Origin of the sequence: Thalassoglobus neptunius, from assembly GCF_007859735.1 — a bacterium.
Taxonomy (GTDB): domain Bacteria; phylum Planctomycetota; class Planctomycetia; order Planctomycetales; family Planctomycetaceae; genus Thalassoglobus; species Thalassoglobus neptunius.
In genome coordinates this window covers 218,537-233,974 of sequence record NZ_SIHI01000001.1, presented here as the reverse complement: position 1 = coordinate 233,974, position 15,438 = coordinate 218,537, and the positions used below count along the sequence as shown (strand labels likewise).

Sequence of the window (15,438 nt, the reverse complement as noted above, 5' to 3'; positions counted from 1 at the left end):
GCCACTGTTTCAGAACTTCCTCGCGTCTTGAGAAGCTGCAATTGCAACTCACGAAACGGTTCGGTACGGAATAAGAAATGGAAGAAGCCGCGCGAAACAACTCCATCTCGCGCGACTTCCAGTACAGAGCACCATCTCTGTGTTTCGTTCCTCACCCTGTTGACGCAGTGGCTGAATCAACTAACACAAGGTGAGCGGTGAAGATGTTTTTCGTCTGGAGCAAGTTGCTCTATCCTGTGCACTCGCATGCGCTGTTTCATCAGAACAAAGGCTGAGTTTGTTCGTGCGAGTCAGTGAAAACCCAATCAAGAATCCTCTAGCTCTTCTTCAAAGCCTCACGAATCACGGAAACAACTTCCGCATCGTCTGGTTGAGTCGATGTTCCAAAACGGGCGATGACTTGACCGTCTCGATTGATCAAAAACTTCTCGAAGTTCCATCCGATCGGTCCCGCACCTTTGGGCTTGGTTTCCGTTTTCACAAGTTTCTGATAGAGGGGAGAGGCAGACTCGCCATTGACTTCGATCTTTTCCATCATCGGAAAAGTGACGCTGTATTTTGAGGTACAGAACTCGCGAATCTGGGCAGCACTTCCCGGCTCCTGGCTGCCAAACTGGTTGCACGGAAATCCAATCACGACCAAGCCGTCGTCTTTGAATGTCTCGTACAAATCCTGCAGAGCTTCGTATTGCGGAGTTGCTCCACACTTGCTGGCGACATTCACAACCATGACGACTTTGTCATCGTAGGTCGACAGATCAACCGCTTCGCCGTCCAGTGTTTTCATTTTCCCTTGAAGCACATTTGCCTCCTCAGCGACACCCGAAGATGCCAGCACGAATACGAACGTGGAAAGAACCGCAGCAGTGAGTAGCTGTTTCATATTGATCTCGCTTATCTCGATTCCGAAGAAGATTGAAGCTGCTTGCGAGGGCAGCTCATCACTGTACCAATTCTAGACGTCACTGATTGCCGGCAACAACCATCCCGAAGAGGATGTCGACCGGACACACATTCAGAACGTCGACTTCTGAATGTGAATTGAGCGATCTGCTTGCGAGGTCTTCATACTTCGCAGCCTTCCAGTCGTGGAACACAACGGAGTTGAAGATGGTGCGAAGCATTCGCGTTACGGAGTATCGCGGGTCTGAAGAAACAGCGCTTTCTTTTCCCCGGGGAGTGTGAAGTCGAAACCGCAGGTCCGAAAAAACTGGTCGGTGGACGTAATCGCCATCACTTCGAAGACATTTCGTTCTCGAGCGAGTTCGATACACGCGTTGATCAGCTTCTTCCCGATTCCCTGACCCTGCATGATCGGCCGGACACACAATGACCGAACTTCGGCGAGTTTCCGTGAGTAGATCTCCAGTGTCACAAAACCCACGATTTGGTCATTCACTTCGGCGACGAAGCCGGTCGGAATGAGTTGTTCCATTTCGTCGATCGTTCTTGGGAGAATTCGCTCCGCTGCCACGAAATCGGCGAGAAACAGGTCAATCCTTTCGATGTCTTCAGGCTGTGCGCGACGGATCACGAGGTTGTGTTCACATGCGGTCGGCTGAGAGTTCGGGGCGTCAGATGTCACGTAATTGAACTTCTACTCACTGAAGATGAAAGATTTTGTCGAGCACTGTCATGAGTCGGTTTTTAAGCCGGAAAGGAGACTCCGATTCCCCAAATGGTTCGCGCAGATTTTAAAGAAACGGAAGTTTGACTTCTACGCTGTGCGCGATTGGCCCTCACAATCTTCGCCGCATTTCTGACAGCACGACCCGACAAAGCCACTTCACGGCAGTTTTGCACTCGCGCGAAGTTGCTTTTGGTGAATGAATGCTGCATCCAAATGAGAGAATCGCAGCCATTCAGAGTCCGAGATTGAGAGGATTATAATTCCTCGTTGTCATCCAGTTCAGATAGATCGGTGATGTCGTCATCGAGTTCGTTCTCGAAATCAGATTCTTCGATCGGACGGTTCGTCTGCCGCCGAAAGACAGCGACGACATCATCAATCGGAACAACAAACAGCACGTTGTTCGGTTCGAGATCGACAGGAATGGCGTTCTTGGGATGAAACAAGACCTTGTCGTATTTGGCCACCGGAAAGTCTTCGTCGTTCTCGACTTCCGTGCTGATCTCAACAACACGACCGGTGATTGTGGGAATCTCAGCCTGATCGGGCAATACGATTCCACCCCGCGTCTGATGGCGGCTTTCGTCTTTTCGAATGAGAATTCTGGGACCAAGCGGTTCGACAAATTCATCCATTTTTATTCCCCATCACGAAGGGGCAACAAGTAAACAACCTTTCAAATAACTAAGTATACGCAGTTGTTCCCGCGTTGACGACTCCGAACTTTCGCCGATCGGGTAATCGAAAACGGGACTCAAGTGTTCTCGCGCAAAGCGAATACAGACTTCGTCAGAGTGAGCTTTTCCGAGGATGGCTGAGAATTTACGGAATCGGTTCAGAAACGAGGCTGAAAGTCGCCCGGCTTCGAATTCACCGGGGTCAAATCCGGTAAGGACGAATTCAGCGGCGATGGAACTCTGCCCCGGGCAGGTTCATAAGAGGGTACAGGTGTTGGATCCGGCATCAGGCCATTGTTTGGGCTCGCAGCGGGCAAGTCTCCGATCTGAACTCGATGAGCAGTGAAGTCAACCGTCAATTCGGTAGCTTGCATTTTCGAGTCTTGACTCTGGATGTTCGCATTTCGAAAGACGAATTTCCCATCCTTTAACGATGCAGAATCTGCGTGAATGGTGAATGTCGAATTCTTGAAGATCAGCTCGCCATCGATTTCAAGTTCGACGATTTGTTCGCCATCGTCATTCGACCGAACATCCGAACGGAAACTCTCGCAACGGATCATCGCAGCCCCATCCACAATCTTTTCGACGGGTTTCTGCACCATTTCGATCACGTGTCGTTTGACGGTACGAGCAACTCCTCCCTCCATGTACGTCTCTTCGACCGAGCGTTTGCGAGGCGAGGAGACCATTTCCGTTTTCACTGTCTCACGAGGAGACAACCCGGCTGGAGCATTGAGAATCACACAGACTGGAAGCTCAGCTTCATCGGTTGAGTCTTCCGCTGGGCTCGCTGCCGTTTCCGGTATGGCTGGAAGCGATTCCGCTTCTGTCGCTCCTTGTGGGATCGAATCGAATTCCAGCTGTGGGGCATCGAGGTTCGGTTCTGACTCAAAAGGAGGGAACTCGGGAGCATCTTCCTCCTTCTCTGGTTGCAACGGATTCACTGAGAAGACCTGACTGATGACACGTTCTTCGGGCTGTTTGACATCACTCAAGAGTCTGAATACGTCTTCATCTGGAACCTCAGAGACGGCCGGTTCGGCACGTTGGCAAGTGCTCTCTGTTTCCGGGAAGTGAAGAACTTCTGGCTGGCTGTTCATTCGTGCCAATGCGAAAGAGGCACTTCCAAGTAGCAGCATAATCAGCGTCGTTCGAAGCATCGTGAACCTCCGTGAGACAAAGCGTCACTTCCCAATCTTCATGATTCTGCATCTGCGTGGAGACACCGTCAAGGTCATTCCGGTTGCGAAGGACTCGTGGCTTAGGTTCGCAAGTGAGTGAAATGGAAACTCGACCGTTCACTCAGCAAGTCGGAGCGTCGCCAAGACCGGGAGATGCTCGCTGCTGATGTTGTTACAATTTGAGAAGCTTGTTACGGAGAATTCTGGGCTGACCAGGATGTGATCGATCGGCAGCCGGACAATAGGATTTCCCGCAGGCCAGGTCCCGGAGATCTCAAAGCCGATTCGGGCATCTCGCAATTTTCCGGTGCGACAGACGTCTCGAAAGTACGGCGACCACGGAGAGCAATTCATGTCACCCAGGACAATCATCGGATGAGGCGATTCCTCCGCGATTTGGGCGATCGCAACGAGATCTTCGTTCCGCGACTTCGCCCCTGCCGAACGGGTCGGTGGCAACACATGAAAACCAAGAATTCCGATCAGCTCATCGGCCAGTTGTAGTTGTCCACGAAAGACTGGCCGCACGGATTGACCAACGTGATGAAAGCCCGAATCGACGAACGGGACACGACTGAAGACTGCCATTCCAAAATTGTCCTCACGCGGAGATTGCAGTGAGAATGGATAGTCCGTTGCAAGTTCCTGGAGTGCCCGACTCCATCTTTCGTTGACTTCGAGGATGAGAACGGATGTCAGGCTGATGCGTGCGAATAACTTCGATCAATCGGTCGTGATTTCGGTTACGAGTGAAGACATTGACACTCATCACTTTCAGTTCATTGGACGTGCGATCAGATGCGTTGACCTGAGCAGAAGTCTCTTCGAGCTGGCGGTGAGGAATGAGATACTCACCGAACCATGTCACGTTCCAAACCAGCGCAACAACCGGAAGGATCGCAATTTTGAAGCGACCGATCAGGAGCAGAATTGCGGCGACGACGAATTGAATCGCCGCAATCTGAATTCGAAAATGAGTCAACAAATCGAACGGCCAAAACCAACGGGCCATCAGTGACAAGACCGTTGGGAGGACAACAGCAACAGCGATCAACGCCGAAACTGCTGTCAGCCAATTCGCCGTCTTCAATCTCTCCACGGTCAGCCATTCCGGAATGAACCATGCGGATTGCGGTTGGGAATCACGATCGTGCATGTTCAATCTCAAGGAACGAACGGCGTTTGGTTGACTGTTCCTCCGGGGAAGTTGAAGGTCGAGACACCTGTGATCGTGGAAAACTGCACGCCGACACCAATTCGAACATAACGTCGATCCGCTGAAATGACCGCATTGGTCTGCAGTGCTGCGCCATCGAGATACGTTTGGACAACCGGTGCAAATCCGATCGCTCCTGCCCGTCGAACAGAAGGATCTCTCGCGACATGAAACTCTTCGATGGCATTCACTCGAGCATTCGTCATTGGCAATTTTCGTGTTCGAGAAGACCGCTTCGAAGTGACATTTCGAGGGAATTGCTGAGGCCGGGAATTTAACAGTGAGGAAAGCTTCCGCGATTCTTTTCGACGTCCGGAATCGAGATCAATATCCAGACTCGCCACATCACCGTCGAGGTTCAACGTTTTCCGCTCGACTGATTGCTCAGGCGAATTCACGTGCCGGGTAATCGTGACAACAGCTCGATTGCCAACGACTCGGCCGAATGTGTTCTTCACCTGAATCCGGTATCGGCCAGCGACTCCAATCGGACATATGTACTCTTCAAACGAACGGTCCGGGCCAATCCCGTCGTTCAAATGAATCCCGCCTGCGTAGGTCAGGGGAGTCTCGAAAGAGCAGATCGATCCCGGCGGTTCTTCGACAATCAAATCGAGGTCAGCATCCCCACTCCAGTCGAGGCGAATTTGAAGATCCTGAACTTTCGACTGTTGCAGGGCGTTCGTGAGACGAGTGACCGCTTCGGAATCTCCGCCGCGTCGAAGGTTGCGAATCCGATTTAAGATCGCGTCTTCAGCAAGTTGATGTGTTTCCTGAAAGTTGTTCGACCAGTAATGCGTGAGGATGCCTGTCGCAGCCCATTCAAGGTCTTCGTCTGTTCCGACTTCCTCGGCCAGACTGAGTCCCAGCACATACGGCTCATGCTTTTCGGGGGCCATTCGTGATGACTGTCGATAGAGCTTCAGTGCTGCATTCTTTCTTTCGAACTTGTTCAGGTAGGCTGCCGAATACATCAGGTTCTCGAAGCTGACTGCCCCGAAATCAGAAAGCGACATGACCACCCGCTCGACGTCTTCTTTGGGATAATTCTGAATCTCCATCGAAAGCGCGAGAACTTCGTACATCCAGGGTTGCGATTGCCCGTTGATCAATGCGGCTTTCAGGCACGCGATAACTTGATCATGCTGCTTCTTGCGATGCATGCGCATGATCCATTGCCTGACTCGCAACGGCTGCGGCCGGTATTCGGCGAAGAATTTGACCCAATTTTTCAGCGCATCAGCATCGCTGAACTCGGGCATCTCCACATCGTCATATTGAAAGACAGACGATGTATCCGCTGACCCTGTCGGAGGGACGAGAAAAAGCGGAGCAGCTTCGGCCTCTTTTGGGGCCGCAGGCTGCTCCGCTGGAGCATCAACTGGTTGAAATAGGGGGGATGGGTCCCCGGAGACTACTTCAGAATCGGTTTTTTTTTCCCCGGAACAGGTTCAGCAGGCAGACTGAAGAATCCACCACCGCCACCGCCGAGGCCACCGCCACCACCGCCGAAGCCGCCGCCGCCACCGCCGAGGCCACCGCCACCGCCGAGACCGCCGCCACCTCCACCGAGGCCACCGCCGAGTCCACCACCGCCACTTGTCAGAGGCAGAGGAATGGGCATCACGAGGTCACCGACCGAGTAGACGCGAGTCTGCTGGGTTTCGTCAGCTTTGAAAGCAGTCGTGATTTTCATGACTTCGTCTTCGATGACATAAGTCAGTTCGAGTTTCTCGAGCAGAAGCTTCAGTGCTGATTGCAGAGTGATCCCTGAGATCACGAGCGACACTTCGTCTTCCGTTGAAATTCCCTCGTTGCTCAACTCGACTTCGTCGAAGATGATCGGAATTCCGTGCTGAATTCGGATGTAGTCGATGACATCGCTCAGCGGGTTCCCTGGGAATTCGAAGCTCGTGACTTGTTCCAGAGCGTCGTAGATCTTCTGTTCGTTCGGGCTGTTATGACGGAGGTCCACAGACTTCCACTTGTCTCGCATTTCTGTGAGTGCCCACCAGACTTCAGCAGGTGGATAGCGAATTGGTGGTTCGTCTGGGAACGGAACGCTCGACTTCTCGGTTTCGTACAGAGTGGCAAGGAACCGGTCTGAGCGGAGAGATCGGAGTCGGGCAACCTTATCAAGTTGGCCAGCCGCTTCGGAAACGAACACAACAGCCACGCCGAGTGAACTTCCTGGGTAAGAACTCAGGACTTCACGTCCCACAGCTTCAGCCTGTTCGAAGGCATCCGGATCACCATGATAACCTTCGAGGATCAGAGCACGAACACGGTCAACCATCTGTTCCAGCTGGCGATCACGTTCTGCTGAAAATTCGATCAGTCGTCGTTGTGCTTCCAGTTCGGACTCACGACGATTGCGTTCGGAAATTTCGAGGATGATTCGTTCACGCTGTGCGATCGTATTTTGAAGTTCGTCAGCGACAAGGCGAAGGAGTTGGTTGCGAACTTCAGCGTCAACATTCAGTTCGGATTTGATCGCTCCACGTGCCTGATTCAGAATGCCTTCGGCAACGTCAGGGTCTTCGTTGAGGATCGCACGAGCCTGTTCGACCTGCAGTTCCACTTCACGGCGGAGTCGCTGGGTCACGGCATCACGCAACTGCTCAAACTGAGTGATTGAGTCTTCGCTACGTGGTTGTGTTCGATCACTGAGAGGATCAGTTGAGTCCGGAGTCGCAGGTGTCGGAGTTCCCAATGTTGGAGCCGCACCTGAATTGTCGACCTGGACGGTCAAAGTGTGTTGCAGTTCACCGGCCCGTTGAATCAGTTCTTTCGCTGTGACGTTTCCGGGATCGACGTTTTGAATGTCGAATCCGATTTTTTCAGCAGCTTCGTAGTTCTGACCATTCAGAGCAGCGATGCCTTCGGCTTCCATTTGAGCAATCTGACTTTCGAAGGACTCGTGAGCCAGACTCACCATCCAGTCGCCTGCCAGGCCAAGTGTCAATCCGTCGTCATTCTGTCCACGTCGCCACAGTTCGCTGATGAATGTGTTGCCGTCGCTGCGATCGGTCTCAAGTGTCCATGACTCGTTTCCGAGTTGGAAAGAGGTTGAGGCATCCAGATCTCCGTGAAGCAGGTAAACAGTCTCACGGTCTGACCGAACTGGGAGCGGACGAGATGGAAGGAACTCCACATCCGAGCCAGTCACTGCTGCCATCTGAGGGTAGTCGACAACTTGTGTGGCGGCATTGGCGAGCATCTGTCCGGCTTTTTCACCGGTCATCGATTTCGCACTGCCTTCATCTCGCATGATGAAGCCACCAGTTTCCTGGCCGAGAATCCCGAGAAGCTGCAAATCGGTATTGGAACCGACGGCAAATGCGTGAACCGGAATCTGTTGCGAAACGAGTTGCGAGGTCAGCTCTTTGACTTCGCTTGGCTGCAGCAGATGTGCGGCACTCATTCCGTCGCCGATGAAGACGATCGACCCGGACTTGCTGTCAGCAAGTGCTTCGAGTGCCGCTTCGATTCCGACGACAAGGTTAGTCGCTCCGGCTGGAAAACGAGATTCCAGAGCTGTCAGAGCTGTACTTGCGATCGATGCGGGTTCGCCGAAGCCGTCCACAACGGGCTGAGCCGCAACGTCGACAGCAATGACGGTGGCGCGATGGCCTTGAGGAAGAGATGTCAGGAAGTTCTCAAGAACTTCGAATCCCATCTCCCGGTGTTCACCGACCTGGCTCGCTGATGTATCAATCAGGACGACATGATCGACGTTTTTCCGGAGCGCGGCATCCGATGAACCTCGAACCGATACTGTGGCATAATCCTCGCCATACGGCGAGTCATACGTTCTGACGATCGCTTCGTCCGCCGAGCAGATGCTCGCAGCGAAGAAGCTCGCCAATAGTGCTGAAGATTTCCAAGCGTTCATCATACTTTCGTTCTCCGGGAATGCGCCGCAACCGAATGGTGTTGGTTGAGAACCGTTGACATGCTGCACCAACTCCATAAACGGAGAGGAACTAAATTGTATAAGGAGTCTCGGAATGTTTTGAAAGAAATTCCCAACATTCTCCCCGAATCGCTTCCAAGTTTTCGTCTTACGCTGAAATCGATGGAATGATCGGAATAGCCGGATCCAAAACTTCAGAATGACGTTTCCGTCAATTTGATGCGATTCGCTCGAACACGTTGCAAGCGGGACTTGGAATACATTCGAACGACTTCATCGTTGTAAGTGACACGTCCCTGATCATCGACACCAAGCAGCGCCTGGATCTCTGGAACAGCCTGGCCGGAATAGAGGCCGGCGAACGTTTCTGGATCAACGCCGAGTCCCGATTCCAGATCTTCACGGGCATTTCCGCCGCCGGAAAGAATCAGATAGGCGTTGGGGCCTTCGGTGATTGACTCATACAATCCATCTGACCGGAGGGAATCCATCGCCTCGATCAGGCTTCGGTTCGCTTCACGAATCTTGTTCGCTGTGTCGTCAGGAACGCCAACTTGTCCCTCTTGAGCGGTGAGGCTTTTGACATCGAGATGAGCCTGTCCGCAACAATATCCGACAGCCAACAATGCGGCCGCCATCGAAACCCTTCGCAGCGTGGTCATTTTTGATTCCTTCTGAATCAATTGAGTCTTAGAGAGTAATCAACACGATGACAGCTTAACGCCCCGGATTCCCATAAGACAACGTCCGGCATGTCTTTGCGAAGAATTTATGGTTCGACGAGAAGCGAGCAATCCGGCTGAGCGGATCATCTTCAGGCGTCGATTCACTCGGATCGCACAGGGAACTCTGAGGCCATCGGTGCAGGCTGATTGGCTTCTTGGAGGAAGCGTCAGGCGGCACGACGTCGCTGAGGTTGTTGTTCCTTGTTCGCCATTTCCAGCTTCTTCGTGGCGGAGAGGCTCTTCGCCTGTTGTCGATTTTGTGGATTCGCGTGGAAGCTGATCATGAGCATTAATGTGGCTCCCATGATCGCCCCCACACATCCAACGACAGCAGTCTGATCGTCAGAAAGTTGTTGAATGAATTCCAGCACGGTCGCATCTCCGTTGTCCAATGAACTGATATGGAACAACGTTTTGACCGAGTCGCAATCTAACTGGAAACGTTATTCCGTCTGTTCACTTTCGGGCGATTGTGCCAGACGACTCGATAAAGAGTCGGTGAAACGCAATCTCCGGAAATAACAAACGCGGGCGAATCCACTCACGAAATCGATGACGCCTGTAGCGATTATGCCGCTTCTCCTGAATAGGGCATCTTTCGTTACAGACGTCTCCAACCGATCAGCGCAGAGAGAAGGTGAACCGCTTCCGGTAGACATGCTGCCAACGGACAAGCTGCAAAGACAGCTGCGAACACGAAAATCTGGTGCGCAACCGAGAATCTGGTTAGTTGCATTCCGCTTCAAGAGGGCCAGCCAGTTCCGTGAGATAGAAGAGTCGTCCGGGCTGCGTTGGCATATAAGTTGACGGAATCCACGGAGTCGGCTCGTGGCGGAGGGTCATCCAGAGGCTCAACCCCTGCCATTGCATTCCTCGCGACAGAGTTCCGTCGGCTCCCCCAATAGTATGGTCAGCATTCAGGAACAGGCCGGGACCGATCGTGTTCGCGAAGGCGGGAACTTTGGTCGTGCGGCTTTTGAAACTTGTGATCGCATTCTGTTCAATGGTGAGTGGATGCAGCTTCGCTCCGATTCTGTGAGTCGCAGCTTTCCAGTCTTCTTCAGAATCGTATTCGCCAGCGAATTGAGGTTCCCAGAACGCAATATGGCAAACTCTTCCGATTCCAAAGACGACGGCGAGATCTCCTCCGCCTGAGCGAATCTTCTCAATCTTCTCCGGGTAAGTTGGGAGGTTCGGAGTTGTTGCGAAGTTCCGCTGATTTTCCGGCACTGTCAACTCGCCGAGTGGTCCGTAAAACGCCTGCTCCATTGCGTACTGGAATGATCCGGATGAGGAACTGTCGAGAGTTGTTCCTTGAGCGTCACTCCATTCATCCATGTTGAAGCCATGGACGTGATCGCATTTCACTCCCCATTCTTTCAGGAAGAAAACAGCCCAGCGATACATTCCCATCGGCCCAACCGGGAGAATCATGGCGAGCTGTTTGCCAGATTCTCGTGCCTGGCGAATGGTGATGGCAATTTCGTGTCCCATGTAGGTGTCGAAATCGCTCACAGTTTCGCACGGAAACAGTTCGAACCCTTCATGCCACCATTCCTGACGGTCGGTAATCGTGTTTGGATCATCATCAACGCAGCCATCAATCCTCGCAAGGTCCCAACCTGCGGGGAAGAATCCTTGCATCATTGAACCATCAAGCGTTGTCAACAGGTCCATTGCAGTCCTCAATTCATTTCGTCGTGTTTGGCGGATGGGGCGAAATCAAAACGTTTCGCATCAATCGTTCGTCGCGCGTCCGGAAACGCCATCCATGGAATGTCTGTCTGACGTTAGCCCGTCGACAATATTGCTTCAACTCAATCCGAAAGCATTCTCCAAGTTGGTTCCTCGTCGTCATCGACGAACTCTGTCAGGATCTCCGAAGGGGGGAATCGGTTTTTGTAGGCCATCGATGGGCATTCTTCGATCCAATAGCCGAGATACACATACTCAAGCCCAAGATGTTTCGCCAAAGAGAGTTCACAGAGCAACGAGAACGTCCCCGGGGCACGAGGGCGCCATTCTGGATCGTGATAGAAATACGCGCTCGACAGCGAGTTAGGAAGCACATCAATGAGTCCGACTCCGACAAGCTGAGTGCCGTCGAAGTATCGCAACTCGTGAAGACAGTCGAACTCTCCGGACAGAAACCCTGAAGCATATTCTTCGACAGTCGAATTTGCTTCCGCCCAGCCGCGACGATCCGTCATATCTTCATGCCAGCGATGATAGAGGTCCAGATGTTCTCGACTCACTGTTGGAGAAACGCGTGCGACCGTGATCTGCGAATTTTTTCGCTGCACCCGGCGTTGACTCTTGCTCGGCTTGAATTCAGCAACCCTGATTCGAATCGGAATGCACTTCGTACAGCTTGGGCATGTGGGGCGAAAGAAATTGACCCCAAATCGTCGCCATCCTCGACTCAACAGATACTCAACCTGAGAGCTTCTTAACCGTCGAAACAATCTGTATTCGAGGCAGGCCGTTTCACCGCTGATGTAGGAGCAGTTCCGTGGCGTTTCACGAGTTCGCAGCAGTTCTTCTGGAATTGGTGAAGTCATCATCCACTCGTTTGGTTCAGCCCACTTTGTTTCAGCCCGGCTCATTCGTCTGCAATGACGATTCCAGAATTGCCTCAGTCGCTTCCCGTGAAACTTCTCTGAGAAGACACATGTCCGTCTTTCTGAATCGAAGACCGTCAGAGCTCATCGGGACGATTCGAAGTCTTCCGCCACTTGAATGCGAGTCTTCAGGATCGATCGTTCGCGGTTGATTCAACGCAAAGACGACTTACGAAGTGTAAGCGTCTGATCAGTGATGACAAAGCGTGCGAACGAATATTCACATGGCTGATCTCCTGTCTTCGGAATGCTCGAATTGCTGAGAGAAGTTGGGACAAAACTTTCTGAATCGGATCGTGGGAGTTGTGCAAACAACATTTCTCTCCGACAATTCTGACCGAGATTCCACGGACATCAACACCGATGGGCAACCGGATGGCATACAAAATCAAAGAGTCCACTCCTGATCCGAAGCGTCCCGAAGAGACTGTGCAACCGCAGGGGAAAACAGTCGCCGCGAAACCCTCGTCCGAGGCCTCGGGACGCTCTCTTTCTCGACTGACCTCGCTCGATGCGTTTCGCGGGTTCATCATGATCATGCTGGCTGCGAATGGGTTCGGGACTTACGCCCTTTCGCAAACAGAAGAACCGAGTCAGCTTTGGACGATCATTGATCACCAGACGCTCGAGAAGATCGCCTTTCACTTCGAGCATCCTCCGTGGCAAAGCAATTTCGTTCCCGGATCAATGGATGCCGGAGAGGGAAATGCCTGGGCGAAATGGAAGGTCTCGTTCTGGGATCTGATCCAGCCCGCGTTCATGTTCATGGTCGGGATGGCGATGCCGTTCTCGTATTCTCGACGGTCTCGAGAAGGACAATCCCGATGGCGCATGATTCTACATGCGTTGATTCGAGCGGTCGTTCTCGTGCTGCTCGGTGTCTTTCTTTACTCGCGAAATGAACCGAGCACTCATTGGCTCTTTACGAACGTTCTGGCTCAAATCGGACTCGGATATTTCATTCTGTTTCTCATCTTCCAACTCTCACGGAGATGGCAGTGGGCGTCGCTGGCCGCCGTTCTTGTAGTGACGACATGTATCATGCAGTTCGCTCCACCAACGGGTCAGTATGTCCCGGAATTGGTGAACGCGAGCTACGAGCAAGGGGAAATTCTTGCCCCACCATACGAACGCTGGTCGAAGAACTGGAATGCGTTCTCTGACTTTGATGTCTGGTTCCTGAACCAGTTTCCGCGCCCGGAACGAGATGACCCTGAAGAGATTCCGTTTCGGTTCAATCGCGGCGGATACACGACGCTGAACTTTTTGCCCTCCATTGTCACGATGTTGCTTGGAGCCATCATCGGACAATTCGTGATGACGGCCCCGCGCAGCGCGAAAACGTTCTGGGTTCTTGTGGGGGCAGCCTTGCTTTGCACAAGTCTCGGAGTCTTCGCGGGAGCGACGTGTTGTCCCATCATCAAGCGAATCTGGACTCCTGCCTGGGCGTTGTTCAGCGGAGGGTACGTCATTGGGATGCTCGCGATCTTCTATCTCATTTTTGACGTTTGGTCACTCAAACGGCTGGCATTTCCACTGGTCGTTGTCGGAATGAACTCGATCGCGGTTTACATGATGGGCCAGATGTTGAAGGGGTGGATCTACCGCGAAATTGTCACCCGGCACTTCGGATGGTTGATTCATTCCGGATTGAATCAGGTTGCTCGAATGACCGATTCCAGATTCACTGGTGCTGAGCTGTTTGACATGTTTCATCCCGTGATTCAGGCGACATCGGTGGCGCTCGTGATTTGGCTGATTTGTTACTGGATGTTCCGCCAACGCATCTTCATCCGGATTTGATTCGAGATGATTCGTTGATCTGAAGCGGCACGCGACAGGACATTTTGCTGAATTCAAACACACGAAAATGAATTAATTGACACCATATGAACGAGGCCCTTTCGTCCATGATGACATTCTGCAAACTCTCACAAGTCAAATCGATTTCCGCACGTTCCGTCGTCACGACAGTGGCTGTCATCTTGTGCATGACAATCTCAAGTTCCTTCGCCACAGCTGAAGAAATGATTCGAGTCGGCATCATCGGCCTTGATACATCACACGCTCCGGCGTTCGCGAAAGTCATGAACGATCCGGAAAACGCTGCTCACGTTCCCGGGTGTCGTGTTGTCGCAGCCTATCCCAAAGGAAGTCCGGATATCGAAACGAGCACGAGTCGCATTCCCCTGTACACCCAACAATTTCGGGATATGGACATCGAGATCGTCGACTCGATCGATGAACTGCTGACACGTGTCGATGCCGTGCTTCTGGAAACGAACGATGGACGTCCTCACCTCGAACAGGTTCGTCCAGTTCTTGCCGCTGGAAAGCCCGTTTTTATCGACAAGCCGATCGCCGGTTCGCTCTCCGACGCGGTGTCGATTCTTAAGGAAGCAAAAGAGGCTGGCGTGCCGATTTTTTCCTCGTCCTCTCTGCGATACCTCAAGAATGGTCAGGAAGTCCGGAACGGTTCCATCGGTGAAGTCACAGGGGCAGACACTTATAGCCCAGCGTCGCTGGAATCGACTCATCCCGATTTGTTCTGGTACGGAATTCACGGCGTCGAAGCCTTGTTCACAGTGTTGGGAACGGGATGTGAGGAAGTTGTACGCATGAAAACGGAGGATTTCGACGTTGTCGTCGGGACTTGGGACGATGGAAGAATCGGAAGTTTTCGCGGACTTCGTCGGGGAGAGCGTGGATACGGCGGGACCGCATTTGGGACGAAAGGAACGCAGGTTCTCGGCCCCTATCAGGGGTATGGCCCCCTCGTCGTTGAGATCGTCGAGTTCTTTCAAACGGGCGTTCCCCCAGTCAGTGCTCGGGAAACCATCGAGATCTATGCATTCATGGAAGCAGCTGACGAAAGCATCCGACGGAACGGGAAACCGGTTCGGATTGACGAAGTCTTGCGGCTCGCGGGATGGAGTGACGAAGACTTTCCTGAAGAGTCTGCGGGAACCGGCGATTCCTCACTCGACAAGTGACGGTCTTTCCGTAAGAATCGAGGCGTTGGCGGATTTACATCAATCCTCTTTTATTTGGAACGTCCCGGATTCTCGACATGTCTGAACAGGTTACTTCTGAACAGGTCACTCACTCATCAGAAGAAGTGGAATCTCCCTTTGGTGCAGAAGAGATTCGGCAGTTCGACGCTGACGACGCGGAAGCGGGTCGTGCGATCGGGAAATTGCTGACGTTATTTTTCTTATATACGATTGTGGTGATGATTGTGTCCGCTGTGACGACCTGGGTTTGGGTTTCGTCGACCAATCCGGCGTTGAACTAATTTGTTCAGTCGTCTGTTGTCTCGGAATCCCTGATTCCGTTGGCGTGGAGTGTTCATCCTCGCTCTATGCGTAGTAGGATGAGTTCTCTCTCGACGCTGGTCGCTCGTTCGATCATGCGCTCAATCCAGCGTGTTGGCTGAACTCACGTCGAAGCATTTGCGCACTCTCGATAA

15 protein-coding genes are annotated in these 15,438 nt (G+C 52.5%); 3 read left to right on the top strand and 12 right to left on the bottom strand.

The genetic code is table 11. From position 1 onward, the window contains the following. Nucleotides 1-316: 316 nt before the first annotated feature. From KOR42_RS00915 to KOR42_RS00860, 12 genes are all read right to left on the bottom strand, one after another. Entirely contained in the window at nt 317-883 is a 567-nt protein-coding gene (locus KOR42_RS00915) for a glutathione peroxidase (protein WP_146506750.1), read from the bottom strand. A gap of 246 nt (nt 884-1,129) precedes the next feature. Continuing rightward, nucleotides 1,130-1,585: a GNAT family N-acetyltransferase gene (locus tag KOR42_RS00910; RefSeq protein ID WP_146506749.1), complete on the bottom strand. Its 456-nt coding sequence runs from the start codon at nt 1,583-1,585 to the stop codon at nt 1,130-1,132. Nucleotides 1,586-1,884: 299 nt separating this feature from the next. Next, entirely contained in the window at nt 1,885-2,265 is a 381-nt protein-coding gene (locus tag KOR42_RS00905) for a co-chaperone GroES (protein WP_146506748.1), read from the bottom strand. 200 nt (nt 2,266-2,465) lie between these two features. Next, on the bottom strand, nt 2,466-3,470 hold the full coding sequence (locus tag KOR42_RS00900; protein ID WP_146506747.1) for a hypothetical protein: 1,005 nt from the start codon (nt 3,468-3,470) through the stop codon (nt 2,466-2,468). A gap of 138 nt (nt 3,471-3,608) precedes the next feature. Further along, nucleotides 3,609-4,175, bottom strand: a complete 567-nt coding sequence (locus KOR42_RS00895; RefSeq protein ID WP_315861341.1) for an endonuclease/exonuclease/phosphatase family protein — start codon at nt 4,173-4,175, stop codon at nt 3,609-3,611. Next, a complete protein-coding gene (locus KOR42_RS00890) occupies nt 4,093-4,647 on the bottom strand; it encodes a hypothetical protein (RefSeq protein WP_146506745.1) in 555 nt (184 codons plus the stop codon). The genes KOR42_RS00895 and KOR42_RS00890 overlap by 83 nt, the downstream gene beginning before the upstream one ends. An 8-nt stretch (nt 4,648-4,655) precedes the next feature. After that, nucleotides 4,656-5,870 (bottom strand): hypothetical protein, encoded by a 1,215-nt coding sequence (locus KOR42_RS00885; protein WP_231740559.1) that lies wholly within the window; start codon nt 5,868-5,870, stop codon nt 4,656-4,658. 251 nt (nt 5,871-6,121) lie between these two features. Beyond that, on the bottom strand, nt 6,122-8,605 hold the full coding sequence (locus tag KOR42_RS00880) for a vWA domain-containing protein (protein ID WP_231740557.1): 2,484 nt from the start codon (nt 8,603-8,605) through the stop codon (nt 6,122-6,124). Between the two features lie 212 nt (nt 8,606-8,817). Continuing rightward, complete coding sequence (locus tag KOR42_RS00875) at nt 8,818-9,285, bottom strand: hypothetical protein (protein ID WP_146506742.1); 468 nt, start codon at nt 9,283-9,285, stop codon at nt 8,818-8,820. Nucleotides 9,286-9,515: 230 nt separating this feature from the next. Next, nucleotides 9,516-9,719 (bottom strand): hypothetical protein, encoded by a 204-nt coding sequence (locus KOR42_RS00870; RefSeq protein ID WP_146506741.1) that lies wholly within the window; start codon nt 9,717-9,719, stop codon nt 9,516-9,518. A gap of 355 nt (nt 9,720-10,074) precedes the next feature. After that, on the bottom strand, nt 10,075-11,025 hold the full coding sequence (locus KOR42_RS00865; protein WP_146506740.1) for a 6-phosphogluconolactonase: 951 nt from the start codon (nt 11,023-11,025) through the stop codon (nt 10,075-10,077). A 140-nt stretch (nt 11,026-11,165) separates the two neighbouring features. Then, the gene (locus KOR42_RS00860) at nt 11,166-11,909 is read right to left on the bottom strand and encodes an arginyltransferase (protein WP_197440745.1); all 744 of its coding nucleotides are present in this window, start codon (nt 11,907-11,909) and stop codon (nt 11,166-11,168) included. A 435-nt stretch (nt 11,910-12,344) separates the two neighbouring features. On the opposite strand from KOR42_RS00860, the gene KOR42_RS00855 reads away from it, so the two are divergent. The 3 genes from KOR42_RS00855 to KOR42_RS00845 all read left to right on the top strand — a co-directional run bounded on the left by KOR42_RS00855 (nt 12,345) and on the right by KOR42_RS00845 (nt 15,264). After that, a complete protein-coding gene (locus KOR42_RS00855) occupies nt 12,345-13,772 on the top strand; it encodes an acyltransferase family protein (RefSeq protein WP_197440744.1) in 1,428 nt (475 codons plus the stop codon). Between the two features lie 110 nt (nt 13,773-13,882). Further along, nucleotides 13,883-14,962: a Gfo/Idh/MocA family protein gene (locus tag KOR42_RS00850; protein ID WP_146509946.1), complete on the top strand. Its 1,080-nt coding sequence runs from the start codon at nt 13,883-13,885 to the stop codon at nt 14,960-14,962. Nucleotides 14,963-15,039: 77 nt separating this feature from the next. Then, nucleotides 15,040-15,264 carry a hypothetical protein gene (locus tag KOR42_RS00845; RefSeq protein ID WP_146506737.1) on the top strand — a complete coding sequence of 75 codons (225 nt, stop codon included), beginning with the start codon at nt 15,040-15,042 and terminating at the stop codon, nt 15,262-15,264. The last annotated feature ends 174 nt before the right edge of the window (nt 15,265-15,438 follow it).